This is a genomic window from Streptomyces sp. NPDC002690 (genome assembly GCF_053592415.1).
This window is the reverse complement of record NZ_JBSFVR010000029.1, coordinates 1-13,101: the sequence shown is the minus strand read 5'-3', so window position 1 is coordinate 13,101 and position 13,101 is coordinate 1. Positions and strand designations below refer to the sequence as shown.

Here is a 13,101-nt window from a genome sequence, read left to right as displayed (position 1 = left end):
ACGACGATCCGATAACGACCGGTGAACGTGTCTTTAACTGACATCTACGCGCGTTACGATCGCGGCGAACCCAGCGCCGGAGTGGCGCTTTCGGTCAGGTTTTTAAGGAGCCTCCCAGTGCGCCGGATCACCAGGATCGCCACCGTGGGCATTGCGTCCGCGGCTTTCGCGCTGTCCGTCACGGCTTGTGGCGGTAAGACGTCCTCCGAGGGCAGCAGCAGCGACAGCAGCAGCAGCTCGTCCGCCGGCGGCAAGACCGCCCTCGCCTACGACATCGGTGGCCGCGGCGACCAGTCGTTCAACGACGCCGCCTACGCCGGCCTGGAGAAGGCCACGAAGGAGCTCGGCTACAAGGGCGTCGAGGCCGAGCCCTCCGAGGGTGAGAGCGACGCGGACAAGATCCAGCGCCTGACCGAGCTCGCGCGCGGTGGCAACAACCCGGTCATCGGTGTCGGCTTCGTCTACGCCAACGCCATCGCCGAGGTCGCCGCGAAGTTCCCGGACACCACGTTCGGGATCATCGACGACAGCTCGAAGCCCACCAAGAACACCGCGAACCTGGTCTTCAGCGAGGAGCAGGGCTCCTACCTCGCCGGTGTCGCCGCCGCCAAGGTCACCAAGACGGACACGGTCGGCTTCATCGGTGGTGTCGAGACCCCGCTGATCAAGAAGTTCGAGGCCGGCTTCGTCCAGGGCGTCAAGGACACCAAGGCGGGTGTCAACGTCAAGGTCCAGTACCTGACCCAGCCGCCGGACTTCACGGGCTTCTCCAAGCCTGACCTCGGCAAGGCCGCCGCGCAGGGCCAGCTCGACGCCGGCGCCGACGTGATCTACTCCGCCGCCGGTCTCGCCGGTTCCGGCGCGATCGAGGTCACCTCGAAGGCCAAGAAGTGGTCCATCGGCGTCGACTCCGACCAGTACAGCCAGGCCGGTCTCGCCGACTACAAGGACTACATCCTGACGTCGGTCACCAAGGACGTCGCCGACTCGGTCTTCAACCTGATCAAGTCGGTCAAGGACGGCAAGCCGGAGACCGGTGAGATCCGCGCCGGCCTGGACACCGACGGTGTCGGCCTCGCGACCTCCAACCCGGCCTTCACCGCGATGACGGACGTCACCGCCGCGATCGACAAGGCCAAGGCCGCCATCATCGCCGGCACGATCACGGTCAAGACCACCCCGTAACGACCTCACCACCCGTGAGGGGCGGCGGTCGACCGCCGCCCCTCACGGGTGCGGTCGCGGGTACCCGGACGCGGAACCCTATGATTCCGGGACCAGGGAGAACGGCACGCGCCGAACTTCCGGGCCCCGGACGGCGTTCCGCCGTCCGGTTCTTTCTATTCGGCAACGCTACGCGTGTAGAGGCCCCTCGGGCGCGGTAGCTTCGCCCCGGCCCCTGCTCGTACGGCCCCATCCCCGGCAGCCGTGCTCCGCTCCTTCCCCGCCAAGGAGAGTGCGTCATCAACGCGTCCAGCCCTCCTGCCGTAGAAATCCGCGGCATCACCAAGCGTTTCCCCGGCGTCGTCGCCAACCACGACATCGACATCACCGTCGCCAAGGGCACCGTGCACGCGCTCATCGGCGAGAACGGCGCCGGCAAGTCGACCCTGATGAAGATCCTCTACGGCATGCAGAAGCCGGACGAGGGCACCATCGCGATCGACGGAGAGACCGTCACTTTCGCCAGCCCCGCCGACGCCATCGCGCGCGGGGTCGGCATGGTCCACCAGCACTTCATGCTCGCCGACAACCTCTCCGTCCTGGAGAACGTCGTCCTCGGCGCCGAGAAGCTGCACGGCATCGGCGGCGCGGCCCGGAACAAGATCCTGGAGATCTCCGACGCCTACGGTCTCAGCGTCCGCCCCGACGTCCTCGTCGAGGAACTCGGCGTCGCCGACCGCCAGCGTGTGGAGATCCTCAAGGTTCTCTACCGCGGCGCCCGCACCCTCATCCTCGACGAGCCCACCGCGGTGCTCGTCCCGCAGGAGGTCGACGCGCTCTTCGCCAACCTCCGCGAGCTCAAGGCCGAGGGCCTGACGGTCATCTTCATCTCGCACAAGCTCGGTGAAGTGCTCTCCGTGGCCGACGAGATCACCGTCATCCGCCGGGGCACCACCGTCGGCACCGCCGACCCGCGCACCGCGACGACCAAGCAGCTCGCCGAGCTGATGGTCGGCAGCGAGCTGCCCTCGCCGGAGACCCGCGAGTCGACCGTCACCGACGTCCCCATGCTCACCGTGGACGCGCTGCGGCTCACCGCGACCGACTCCGACGGCGTGATCCGCGAGGTGCTCGACGGCATCGGCTTCACCATCCACAAGGGCGAGGTCCTGGGCATCGCCGGTGTCGAGGGCAACGGCCAGAGCGAGCTGATCGAGGCCCTCACCGGCCTGCGCGACCCGGACGGCGGCACCATCACGCTGGACGGCGCCGACATCTCGCACGTCTCCACCCGCAAGCGCCGCGAAGGCGGCCTCGGTGTCATCCCCGAGGACCGGCACCGCCACGGACTGCTGCTGGAGTCCCCGCTCTGGGAGAACCGCATCCTCGGCCACGTCACCGAGAAGCCCAACAGCCGGGGAGTGTTCCTCGACCTGAAGGCGGCCCGCGCCGACACCGAGCGGATCGTGCGCGAGTACGACGTCCGCACCCCCGGTATCGACGTCACGGCGGCCTCCCTCTCCGGCGGCAACCAGCAGAAGCTGATCGTCGGCCGCGAGATGAGCCACCGGCCGAAGCTCCTCATCGCCGCCCACCCCACCCGGGGCGTGGACGTCGGCGCGCAGGCGCAGATCTGGGACCAGATCCGTGAAGCCCGCCGCGAGGGCCTCGCCGTGCTGCTCATCTCGGCCGACCTGGACGAGCTGATCGGCCTGTCCGACACGCTGCGTGTCATGTACCGGGGCCGGCTGGTCGCGGACGCCGACCCGGCGAGCATCACGCCGGAGGAGCTGGGCACCGCCATGACCGGCGCGGCCTCCGGCCACATCGCGCACGACGACACCATCGCGCCCGACGAGAACGGTGAGAGCCGATGAAGAAGTTCGACAGGGACCGGCTGCTCCTGGGCGTCGCCGGCCCGGCGCTCGCCCTGGTGGTGGCGTTCCTGCTCACCGCGGTGGTGCTGCTGCTCTCCGGCAACAGCCCCTTCGAGCCGTTCCGGCTGATGTTCGACAACGCCCAGTACGTCGACGTACAGGTGCTGATCGTCAACCAGACGGGCACGTACTACCTCGCCGCCCTCGCCGTAGCGGTCGGGTTCCGGATGAACCTGTTCAACATCGGCGTCGACGGCCAGTACCGGCTCGCCGCGATGATCGCGGCCGTGGTCGGCGCCTCGGTGACGCTGCCGGGTCCGCTGCACATCCTGCTGATCCTGGTCACCGCGATGGCGGTCGGCGCGTTCTGGTCCGGCATCGCGGGTCTCCTCAAGACCCTCCGGGGCGTCAGCGAGGTCGTCTCCACGATCATGCTCAACGCCATCGCGACCAGCCTGATCGCCTGGCTGATCCTGACGGACAACTTCGGTGTCCAGCCGACCGGTTCCAACGACCTCAACACCGGCGAGATCGCCTCCTCCGGGTGGTTCCCCGGCCTGGACGCCGGTGACGGCGGCACGATCTACGGCTTCACCTTCGTCGCCTTCGCCCTCGGCGTCGTCTACTGGTTCACCCTGGGCCGCACCCGCTTCGGCTTCGACCTGCGCGCCACCGGCGCCAGCGAGAGCGCCGCCCGGGCCAGCGGCGTCGACGCCAAGCGCATGGTGCTGACGGCGATGCTGATCTCCGGCGCGGTCGCCGGCCTGGTCGGCATGCCGATCCTGCTCGGCCAGAGCCACACGTACAACCTCAGCTTTCCCGCCGGGGTCGGCTTCATGGGCATCACCGTGGCCCTGCTCGGCCGCAACAACCCGGTCGGCATGTTCTTCGCGGCCCTGCTGATGTCCTTCCTGGAGAAGACCTCCGCCTCCCTGGACCAGTACGGGTACCCGCAGGAGATCGCCATGATCATGCAGGGGCTGATCGTGATCTCCGTCGTCGTCTCCTACGAACTTGTCCGCCAGTACGGGCTCCGCCGACAGCAGCAGAAGGTCGGCGAGGAACTCGCCGCCCAGGCCCGCGAGAACCGTGAGGGAGCAGCGGCATGAGCACCGTCCCGACGACGTCCACCGCCACCACCGCGCCCGGGAAGGGCGGCGGCCGGCGCAGGCTGAGCCTGCCGGTCGTCCTCCTGATCGCCGCGGCAGGTCTGGCGCTGTTCTCCTTGACCCGCGTCATCAGCGGGGCGAACGACCTGACCTCCGTCGGCCAGGTCTCCGGCGCGCTCCAGCTCGCCGTCCCGATCGGCCTCGCCGGACTCGGCGGCCTGTGGGCCGAACGCGCCGGTGTCGTCAACATCGGCCTCGAAGGCATGATGATCCTCGGCACCTGGTTCGGTGCCTGGGCCGGCTACCAGTGGGGCCCGTGGACCGGTGTCCTGATGGGCATCGTGGGCGGCGCCCTCGGTGGCCTGCTGCACGCCGTGATGACCGTGACGTTCAAGGTCAACCACATCGTCTCCGGTGTGGCGATCAACATCCTCGCGGTGGGTGTGACCCGCTACCTGTCGAACTACACCTTCGCAGAGGCGGAGGGCGGCTCCTCCAAGCAGTCGCCCCGCATCGGCGAGATCACCGACATCACGGTCCCGGGGCTCTCGGACTGGATGGCGGACCTCCAGGCCCACCACTGGTTCTTCGTCTCCGACCTCGCCGGGATCATCGGCGGTGTGGTCACGCACCTCTCGCTGCTGACCGTGGTGGCGATCCTGCTGATCCCCGGCACCTGGTGGGTGCTCTGGCGGACCGCCTTCGGCCTGCGGCTGCGCTCCTGCGGTGAGAACCCGGTGGCCGCCGAGTCGCTCGGCGTCAACGTGTACACGTACAAGTACATCGCCGTCGCCGTCTCCGGTGGTCTCGCCGGCCTGGCGGGCGCGTTCCTCACGATCGTCTCCACCGGTATCTACCAGGAGGGTCAGACCGGCGGGCGCGGTTACATCGGTCTCGCCGCGATGATCTTCGGCAACTGGATGCCCGGCGGCATGGCGCTCGGCGCCGGCCTCTTCGGCTTCACCGACAGTCTGAAGCTGCGCGGCGGCGCCGAGAACGTCCACGCGGTGCTGCTCTTCCTGGCGATCCTGCTGGTCGCCGCCGTGATCTGGCAGCTGGTGCGGCGCCGTTGGGTGGGCGCGGCCGTCTCGGCGGTCTTCTCCGCGCTGCTCTTCCTCTGGTACGCGCTCACGGACGAGGTGCCGAGCCAGTTCGTGGACGCCGCCCCGTACGTGGCGACGCTGCTGGTCCTCGCGCTCTCCGCGCAGCGGCTGCGGATGCCCAAGGCGGACGGCGTGCCGTACTTCAAGGGCCAGGGCAAGTGACGGCCCCGGCGGCGGCCGACTGGGAGGGGCTGCGGAAGGTGGCCCGGGACGCGATGTCCCGGGCGTACGCCCCGTACTCCGGCTACCCGGTCGGCGCCGCCGCCCTGGTCGACGACGGCCGCACCGTCGCCGGCTGCAACGTGGAGAACGCCTCGTACGGCATCGGCCTCTGCGCCGAGTGCGGGCTGGTCTCCGAGCTCGTCGCCACCGGCGGCGGCCGGCTGACCCACTTCACCTGCGTGGACGGCTCGGGCGAGATCCTGGTGCCGTGCGGCCGTTGCCGCCAGCTGCTGTACGAGTTCGGGGGGCCGGACCTCGTCCTGGAGACCCCGGACGGGCTGCGCACCCTCGACGAGATGCTGCCCCAGGCCTTCGGTCCGCAGAACCTGGCCTGAGCCGGTATTCCTCAACTCCGGTGGCCCTCCCGCGCGTCGGGAGGGCCACCTCCGCGTTCTGCCTCTATGCGCGTAGAGTTCGGGCCGGTCCGCCCTCTTGCCCGGCGCGACCCGCGCCCTCATCATCGAGCTCCCTGCCGGAAGGAATCCCATGGACGCCATCTCCGTCATCCGCACCAAGCGGGACCGCGGCGAACTGACCCCCGAACAGATCGACTGGGTCATCGACGCGTACACGCGCGGCGAGGTCGCGGACGAGCAGATGTCCGCGCTGGCCATGGCGATCCTGCTGAACGGCATGAACCGTACCGAGATCGCCCGCTGGACCGCCGCGATGATCGCCTCCGGCGAGCGGATGGACTTCGCGGCGCTCTCCCGCCCCACGACCGACAAGCACTCCACCGGCGGCGTCGGCGACAAGATCACCCTGCCGCTCGCCCCGCTGGTCGCCGCCTGCGGCGCGGCCGTCCCGCAGCTCAGCGGCCGGGGCCTCGGCCACACCGGCGGAACCCTCGACAAGCTGGAGTCCATCCCCGGCTGGCGCGCCCACCTGACCAACGAGGAGATGCTCGGCGTCCTCGACACGACCGGCGCCGTCATCTGCGCGGCGGGCGACGGCCTCGCCCCCGCCGACAAGAAGCTCTACGCGCTCCGCGACGTCACCGGCACCGTCGAGTCGATCCCGCTGATCGCCAGCTCGATCATGTCGAAGAAGATCGCCGAGGGCACCGGAGCGCTCGTCCTCGACGTGAAGGTCGGCAGCGGCGCCTTCATGAAGACCATCGAGGACGCCCGCGAGCTGGCCTCCACCATGGTCGCCCTCGGCACCGACAGCGGGGTGCGCACGGTCGCCCTGCTCACCGACATGTCCACCCCGCTCGGCCTCACGGCGGGCAACGCCCTGGAGGTCCGCGAATCGGTCGAGGTGCTGGCCGGCGGCGGCCCGAGGGACGTCGTCGCCCTCACTCTGGCGCTCGCCCGCGAGATGCTCGACGCGGCGGGCCTCAAGGACGCCGACCCCGAGAAGGCGCTCGCCGACGGCTCCGCGATGGACGTCTGGCGCCGCATGATCTCCGCCCAGGGCGGCGACCCGGACGCGGCCCTCCCGGTCGCCCGCGAGCGCCACGTCCTCACCGCTCCGGCCTCCGGTGTGCTGACCCGGCTCGACGCGTACGACATCGGCATCGCCGCCTGGCGCCTCGGCGCGGGCCGCGCCCGCAAGGAGGACGCGGTCCAGGCGGGAGCCGGCGTCGAGCTGCACGCCAAGCCCGGCGACACCGTCACCGCCGGCCAGCCGCTGCTGACCCTGCACACGGACACCCCGGAGAAGTTCTCCTACGCTCTGGACGCCCTGCCCGCCGCGTACGACATCGCCCCGGCGGGCACGGACTTCACCGCCTCCCCGGTGGTGCGCGAGCGCATCGCGTAACCCGGGCAGGCACGCCTGACTGCGGCGACGGCGACGGCCGGCCGGTACGGAGCACTCCGTACCGGCCGGCCGTGGTCTTTCCGCGGGTCGGCGAGGGCGCTGCCGCACGCCGATGAGTTACGGCGCCCGGCACGGTCTCCACAGGTGTGGAAGCCACACCCCCGCCCCTCACGCCCCCGGCCGGCCCGCCCCCGGTCACCCTCGTGGTCACCGGCCGGATCACCCGCGCCCGGGTGCCGGAGCTCTGCGCCGAGCTGGAACGACTCCTGGCCCGCCCCGGTCGCGCCGCCGCCCCGGCCGTGTGCGACCTGGCGGGAGTGGTCCGCCCCGACCTCACCGCCGTGGAGGCGGTGGCCCGGCTGTCGCTGGTCGCCCGCCGGGCGGGCGGCGGTACGCTGCGCCTGCGCGACGTACCGCCCGAACTGCGCACCCTGCTCGACCTGGTGGGACTGACGGACCTGGCCGGCTTCCCCGACGGGGCCTGAGCGCGGCCTACTTCCCGTCTGCGTCCAGACTGTCCGGCAGCCCGAACAGAGGGAACCAGCGCTGGGTGTCCAGGAAGCAGTGCATCCCGGTGATCGCACCGTCCTGGATGTCGATGATCTGCACCGCCCACGGCACGAAGCCCGGCCCGTCCGGGTTCGGCTTGTAGTGGGCGAACGCCGGGGTGCCGTTGGCGGCGGTGGCCACCAGCCGGGAGCCCGCGCAGCCCGCGCCGATGGAGAGCATGAAGCCGGTGATGTCGTCGTGTCCCTGGAGCCAGAGGTCGAACGGCGGCATGGTCATCACGGCGTCCTCGTGGAGGAGCGCGGTGAGCGCCTTCATGTCGTACCCCTCGAAGGCGGCGACGTACCGCTCCAGGAGTCTGCGCTGCTCCTCGTCGAGCGAGTCGGCGGTGTCCGGGCCGCGTTCACCGGCCTCGGTCAGGGTGGCGCGGGCCCGCTGGAGGGCGCTGTTGACCGAGGCGACGGAGGTGTCGAGCAGCTCGGCGACCTCGGACGCCTTCCACGCGAGGACCTCGCGCAGGATGAGCACCACCCGCTGCTTGGGCGGCAGGTGCTGCAGCGCCGCGACGAAGGCGAGACGTACCGACTCCCGGGCGACGGCCGCCTCCGCCGGGTCGGCGGGGGAGGGGAGGACCCGGCCGTCCGGCATCGGCTCCAGCCAGGTGTTCTCCGGCAGCGGGTTGAGCGCCGCCTGCGCGAGCGGTGTCGGCCCGGACAGGTCGACGGGCCGGGCACGCTTGTTGCCGGCCGTCAGCATGTCCAGACAGACGTTGGTCGCGATCCGGTACAGCCACGAGCGCAGCGACGAACGCCCCTCGAACTTCTCGAAGTTGCGCCAGGCGCGCACCATGGTGTCCTGGACCGCGTCCTCGGCCTCGAACGCCGAGCCGAGCATCCGGTAGCAGTACCCGGTGAGCTCGACCCGGTGTCCCTCCAGCCGGCTCTCGACGCTCCCGCCGTCGCTCGCCGCCTCGGCCGTTCCGGCCTCCGCCGTTCCGGCCTCCGCGTCCCCGGTCGCGTTCTCCGCCACGTCGAGATCACTCATCGCTCTGCCCCTGTCGCGCTGTGACACCGCCCCCCGCACGTAGGGAAGTTACCGCAGCGCACGGACAAGCGGGCGGGAAGCGCACAACCGCTCAGGTCCCGGGCTTGCGCCCGTACACGTAGACGTCGTCGCCGTTGCGCAGCAGATTCCAGTATGCCTTCGCGTCGGTGGGGCGCATGTTGACGCAGCCACCCGATCCGGGCGGGTTCCACATGGACTTGGTGACCGAGTGAAACGCCTGGCCGCCGTCGAAGAACTGCGAGTACGGCATCCACACGTGGTAGATCGTCGACCAGTGGTTCGCGTGCCGCCAGTAGATCTTCTTGGCGCCGGTACGGGTCTCCGCGCCGTCCCGGCCGGTCCGCACGGGCACCGGCCCGTAGACGAGCTTCGCGCCGTCCTGGATCCAGCTCAGCTGCCGGGTGAGGTCGACGCAGGCGATCCGCCCCTTGTTCGTGGGGCACTTCTTCGCCTTGTTCGGGTTCTTCCCCGCCGCCTTCTGGGCCAGCATGGTGTTCATGGTGCGCCAGGTGATCGGCCCGGCGTAGCCGATGGTGGGCGTGATCCCGTGCGTCTTCTGGAACTTCTGGATCGCCTTGCAGTCGGTCGTCGACTGCTTGCCGTCGACCGGCCGGCCGAGGAACTTCTCCACCTGTTTCTGGTAGGGCCCCTTCGACGTGGTGCACGAGGCGGCCTCGGCGGCCGTACCCGTGGTGAGCACCAGTGCGGGGGCGGCCACCAGTCCGGCGACCGAGAGCACCCCCGCGCGCCGCCGCCACGTTCTCCGTACGGCCACCGGTGGTGCCGTGGCTTTCGCGCCCGCTGTGGTCCCTGAGTTCTCCGTGTTGTCCATGTGCGCCAACTCCCCTTCGCTCGCGCCAGGTTGGTCACCTAACAGACGAGCGAAGGGGAGTCGGGGTTGTCCGGGAACGCGTACCGATGTGGCGACGGTACGTATGGGGTACGGCTCAGCGTGCGACGGCCATCCCCGCGTGCCGCGCGTGCGCCCTGCGCTCGGCCCGCGCACACCGCGACCCGTACACCGTCACGGAGACGACACCCGCCACCGCGAGGAGTCCGAGCCCGACCGTGCCGGTCCAGCCGCCCGCGTGGAAGGCGACCGCGCCGAGCGTGCCGCCCGCGCTGGACCCGAGGTAGTACGCGGACTGGTAGAGCGCCGACGCCTGGGCGCGGCCCGTGGTGGCCGTACGGCTCACCGAGGAGGAGGCGACCGCGTGGCCGGCGAAGAACCCCGCCGTGATCAGCACCAGGCCCAGCAGCACCGCGGCCAGCTGGTCGGCGAGCGAGAGCAGCAGCCCGGCGGCGGTGGTGGAGACGGCGAGGTAGAGCGCGCCCCGGCGGCCCAGGCGGCCGACCAGGCGGCCCGCCGCGGCGGAGGAGACCGTACCGACCAGGTAGACGAGGAAGATCGAACCGACCACGCCCTGAGGCAGGTCGAACGGAGCGGCCACCAGCCGGTAGCCGATCACCGTGTAGACGGCACCGAACACCGTCATGAAGAGTCCGCCGATGAGGAAGAGGCGGCGCAGCAGCGGGTCGGACAGGTGCCCGCCGACCGTGCGTGCCAGCGCCCTCGGGTTCAGCGAGCCCGGCACGAAGTGCCGTGCCCGCGGCATCAGCAGATGGAAGGCGACCGCGCAGCCCACGGCCAGCAGGCCGACCGCGCCGAGCGAGACCCGCCAGCCCCAGAGCTGGGCGATCCAGCCGGTCAGGATGCGGCCGCTCATGCCGCCGATGCTGTTGCCCGCCACGAACAGACCGATCGCGGCGACCAGCGCCTTGGGCCGGACCTCCTCCGCGAGGAAGGCCATCGCGGAGGCGGGCAGCCCGGCCAGTGCCGCGCCCTGCACCGCGCGCAGGGCGATCAGGGTGCCGAGCGAGGGGGCGAACGGCACCAGCATGCCGATCGTGACGGCGATGGTCAGCGAGGCGGTCATCATCTGCCGGCGGCCGAAGCGCTCGGAGAGCGCGCTCAGCGGCAGCACGGCGAGCGCCAGTGCCCCCGTCGCGGCGGAGACCGTCCAGCTCGCCTGCCCTGCCGTGGCGCCGAACGACGCGGAGACCGAGGGCAGCAGGGCCTGGGTGGAGTAGAGGAGGGCGAAGGTCGCGACCCCGGCGGCGAAGAGCCCGAAGCTCATGCGGCGGTAGCCGGGCCGGCCGGGTTCGAGCCGCGTGTCGGCGGACGCCGCGGGCGTGGTGGCCGCGACGGGCGGGGCGGGCGCGACGGCCGTGGCGGACGCGTGCGGAACGGGCTGTGCGGAGGCATCCACCGCGAGGGTGGATGCCCCGGTACTGGCAGGAGGCATACCGCGACCGTAGGCCGGTGCGTTTGATGCGTCCAATGCATGAAACAGCCATAATCGTTCCCATGGCGCATGACCGCAGCTCACAGGCTCGACTGTCACCGAGCAGTTACGAAGAAGACATCCGCGCGGTCCTAGCTCCCCGGCTCGCGTACTTCGAGGCGGTCGCCCGCCACGAGCACGTCACCCGTGCCGCGCACGAGCTCGGGGTGCCCCAGTCCACGCTGTCGCGGGCCATGGTCCGCCTCGAACAGGACCTCGGTGTCGCGCTGTTCGCGCGCCGGGGCCGGACCGTCTCCCTCACTCCCGCCGGGCGCACCTTCCTCGGCTCCGCGGAACGCGCGCTGGCCGAGGTGGAGAAGGCCGCCGACTCCGTCCGGGCCGACGCCGACCCGGCCTCCGGCAAGGTCGCCTTCGGGTTCCTGCACACCATGGGATCGGAGACCGTACCCGCCTTGATCCGGGCGTTCCGCGTCGACCACCCGGGCGTCCGCTTCCAACTGGTGCAGAACTACGGCGAGGCGATGATCGAGCGGCTGCGCGCGGGGAGGCTGGACCTCTGCCTCACCTCACCGGTCCCGGACGCGCCCGATCTGGTGGCCCGCCGACTGGACGAACAGCGCCTGCGGCTGGTGGTCCCCGACGACCACCGGCTGGCCTCCCGCCGCCGGGTCCGGCTCGCGGAGGCCGCCGACGAGACCTTCGTGACCCTGGAACCGGGGTACGGCCTGCGGCGGATCACCGACGACCTCTGCGCGGAGGCCGGGTTCGTGCCCAGGGTCGCGTTCGAGGGCGAGGAGGCGGAGACCCTGCGCGGGCTGGTCGCGGCCGGACTCGGTGTCGCCCTGCTGCCCCCTCCCGCCGTCGCCCGCCCCGGAGTCGTCGAGCTGACGGTCACGGCCCCGCGCGCGGTCCGCGAGATCGGCGTCGCCTGGCTGGACGGCCACCCGGACACCCCGCCGGTCGCCGCCTTCAAGCAGTTCCTGATCTCACGACGCGGCCACCTGCTCCCGGACTGAACCCCGCGGTCCCTCGACCAGGTAGCAGAAGCACGGTCGTTGAGTACCCGCACTCAGTCGGGGCCTCGCGGGGGTGCCGGAGGATGGCGGCACAGCCCAGACACGAGGAGCCCCCGATGTCCGCCACCCACCAGTCCGAGGACCTTTCGTCGGATGCCGTCCCGTCGGCCACCGGTCGCACCGGCCGTCTGCTGCCCACCGTTCTCGCGCCCGCCGTCGCCGTGGCGCTCGCGGTGTCCGCGTGGGGCGCCAAGGAACCCGGCACGTGGGTACTGGAGACGGTGTGGGTGATGCTGGGGCTGCCGGTCCTGTTCCTGCTGCGCCGCCGCTTCCCGCTCAGTGGCCTGCTCTGCGGGCTGCTGGCCTTCCACGCCCTCGTCCTCATGGTGGGCGGGCACTACACGTACGCCGAGGTGCCCGCCGGTGACTGGGTACGCGACTGGCTCGGCCTGGAACGCAACCCGTACGACCGCCTCGGCCACCTCACGCAGGGCTTCGTCCCCGCGATCCTGGTCCGGGAACTCCTGGTCCGCACCTCGCCCTTGCGTGGCAGCCGCTGGCTCCCGCCGCTGACCGTGTGCGCCTGCCTCGCCTTCAGCGCCGTCTTCGAGATGCTGGAGTGGCTGGCCGCCGTGACCGGAGGGGAGGCCGCCGACTCGTTCCTCGCCACCCAGGGCGACGTGTGGGACACCCAGTGGGACATGTTCTGCGCGCTGATCGGCGCCGTCTGCTCCCTGCTGCTCCTCAGCCGCCTGCACGACCGCAGCCTCGCCCGCCTCGCGGCGCACGAGACGCTCCCACCGGCCGAGAAGCTCTGACCGGCGAGGACCCGGCGAGGACCCGGCGAGGACCCGGCGCGGTATCCGGGAACGGTCCGTCGACCGGCTGGGGGGGGCGGCGGCCGCGGCGGGCGCGGCGGCGCCGCGCGCGAGCACACAATCAAACCAAACAAAAACAGACACACCAGC

At 71.1% G+C, this 13,101-nt stretch carries 12 protein-coding genes; 9 read left to right on the top strand and 3 right to left on the bottom strand.

Annotated features, from left to right (window positions below; genetic code table 11):
• Window positions 1-117 precede the first annotated feature (117 nt).
• From ACWD3D_RS06820 to ACWD3D_RS06790, 7 genes are all read left to right on the top strand, one after another.
• Window positions 118-1,185 (top strand): BMP family lipoprotein, encoded by a 1,068-nt coding sequence (locus ACWD3D_RS06820; RefSeq protein ID WP_451459851.1) that lies wholly within the window; start codon window positions 118-120, stop codon window positions 1,183-1,185.
• 278 nt (window positions 1,186-1,463) lie between these two features.
• A complete protein-coding gene (locus tag ACWD3D_RS06815; protein WP_451459871.1) occupies window positions 1,464-3,041 on the top strand; it encodes an ABC transporter ATP-binding protein in 1,578 nt (525 codons plus the stop codon).
• A complete protein-coding gene (locus tag ACWD3D_RS06810; protein ID WP_451459850.1) occupies window positions 3,038-4,150 on the top strand; it encodes an ABC transporter permease in 1,113 nt (370 codons plus the stop codon). Before ACWD3D_RS06815 ends, ACWD3D_RS06810 begins: the two co-directional genes overlap by 4 nt.
• Complete coding sequence (locus ACWD3D_RS06805) at window positions 4,147-5,415, top strand: ABC transporter permease (protein ID WP_451459849.1); 1,269 nt, start codon at window positions 4,147-4,149, stop codon at window positions 5,413-5,415. The genes ACWD3D_RS06810 and ACWD3D_RS06805 overlap by 4 nt, the downstream gene beginning before the upstream one ends.
• On the top strand, window positions 5,412-5,810 hold the full coding sequence (locus ACWD3D_RS06800; RefSeq protein ID WP_451459848.1) for a cytidine deaminase: 399 nt from the start codon (window positions 5,412-5,414) through the stop codon (window positions 5,808-5,810). The genes ACWD3D_RS06805 and ACWD3D_RS06800 overlap by 4 nt, the downstream gene beginning before the upstream one ends.
• 151 nt (window positions 5,811-5,961) lie before the next feature.
• Window positions 5,962-7,239 carry a thymidine phosphorylase gene (locus tag ACWD3D_RS06795; protein ID WP_451459847.1) on the top strand — a complete coding sequence of 426 codons (1,278 nt, stop codon included), beginning with the start codon at window positions 5,962-5,964 and terminating at the stop codon, window positions 7,237-7,239.
• Window positions 7,240-7,385: 146 nt separating this feature from the next.
• Window positions 7,386-7,724, top strand: coding sequence for an STAS domain-containing protein (locus ACWD3D_RS06790; protein ID WP_451459846.1), 339 nt, complete (start codon window positions 7,386-7,388; stop codon window positions 7,722-7,724).
• A 7-nt stretch (window positions 7,725-7,731) separates the two neighbouring features.
• Here ACWD3D_RS06790 and ACWD3D_RS06785 read toward each other — a convergent pair whose 3' ends face one another.
• The 3 genes from ACWD3D_RS06785 to ACWD3D_RS06775 form a co-directional block, all read right to left on the bottom strand.
• Window positions 7,732-8,790, bottom strand: coding sequence for a sigma-70 family RNA polymerase sigma factor (locus ACWD3D_RS06785; protein WP_451459845.1), 1,059 nt, complete (start codon window positions 8,788-8,790; stop codon window positions 7,732-7,734).
• A gap of 91 nt (window positions 8,791-8,881) precedes the next feature.
• Window positions 8,882-9,643 carry a L,D-transpeptidase family protein gene (locus ACWD3D_RS06780; protein ID WP_451459844.1) on the bottom strand — a complete coding sequence of 254 codons (762 nt, stop codon included), beginning with the start codon at window positions 9,641-9,643 and terminating at the stop codon, window positions 8,882-8,884.
• A 115-nt stretch (window positions 9,644-9,758) separates the two neighbouring features.
• On the bottom strand, window positions 9,759-11,117 hold the full coding sequence (locus ACWD3D_RS06775; RefSeq protein ID WP_451459843.1) for an MFS transporter: 1,359 nt from the start codon (window positions 11,115-11,117) through the stop codon (window positions 9,759-9,761).
• Between the two features lie 62 nt (window positions 11,118-11,179).
• Here ACWD3D_RS06775 and ACWD3D_RS06770 point away from each other — a divergent pair, with 62 nt between their 5' ends.
• Complete coding sequence (locus ACWD3D_RS06770) at window positions 11,180-12,133, top strand: LysR family transcriptional regulator (protein ID WP_451459842.1); 954 nt, start codon at window positions 11,180-11,182, stop codon at window positions 12,131-12,133.
• 116 nt (window positions 12,134-12,249) lie between these two features.
• Complete coding sequence (locus ACWD3D_RS06765; RefSeq protein WP_451459841.1) at window positions 12,250-12,951, top strand: DUF2238 domain-containing protein; 702 nt, start codon at window positions 12,250-12,252, stop codon at window positions 12,949-12,951.
• Window positions 12,952-13,101 lie beyond the last annotated feature (150 nt).